Origin of the sequence: Arthrobacter sp. LAR12-1-1.1 (assembly GCF_040676555.1) — a bacterium.
Taxonomy (GTDB): Bacteria; Actinomycetota; Actinomycetes; order Actinomycetales; family Micrococcaceae; genus Arthrobacter.
The window spans coordinates 1-746 of record NZ_JBEGIG010000036.1; the positions used below are offsets into that span (position 1 = coordinate 1).

Here is a 746-nt window from a genome sequence, read left to right on the forward strand (position 1 = left end):
CCGCGCCCGCCGATGGTGACCTCCGGGCTGCGGATCGGCACCCCGGCGCTGGCGACCCGCGGCTTCGGCGAGGCGGCCTTCGCCGAGGTCGCGGACATCATCGCCGAGGCCCTGACCGCCGACGCCGGCGCGGACCTCTCCGGCCTGCGCACCCGGGTGGAGGCCCTCGCCGCCGCCCACCCGCTCTACCCTGCCCTATAGCCCGTCCCGGTAGTTGAGCCCGTCGATGCATTGGGGGTTTGACGGGCTCAACCACCGACATTTGAAGCATGACCTAGTGAGGAACCGACAATGGCTGTTGGAGTCTTTGACCTGTTTTCCATCGGAATAGGACCATCCAGTTCCCACACCGTGGGACCGATGCGGGCCGCCGCCGTGTTTGCCGAAGAACTCAAGTCCCTCGGCAAGCTGGCAGAGGTGGCGTCGCTGCGGGTGGACCTCTACGGCTCGCTCGCTGCCACGGGCCACGGCCACGGCACCATGACCGCCATCCTGCTCGGGCTCGAGGGCTTCCATCCCGAGCAGATCCTCCCCGAGGAAGTGGAGGACCGGCTGGCCGCCATCGCCGGGACCGGCACGCTGCAGCTGGCCGGATCCGTGCCCCTGCCGTACGGGGTGAAGGACATGGTCCTGCGGCCGCTGACCATCCTGCCCCGGCACACCAACGGGATGACGTTCACCGTCTCCGACGCCGGGGGCGAAACCCTGCACAGCGCCACGTTCTTCTCCGTCGGCGGCGGCTTCAT

The 746-nt window shown here is 69.2% G+C and carries 1 protein-coding gene and 1 pseudogene; both read left to right on the forward strand.

What is annotated here, in order from left to right; all coding sequences use genetic code 11:
* Positions 1-201 (forward strand): annotated as a pseudogene (locus MRBLAR12_RS18565) (serine hydroxymethyltransferase); the annotation flags it as partial.
* Between the two features lie 90 nt (positions 202-291).
* Positions 292-746: serine dehydratase beta chain (locus MRBLAR12_RS18570; RefSeq protein ID WP_364747538.1), on the forward strand; the 455-nt coding region annotated here is incomplete at its 3' end.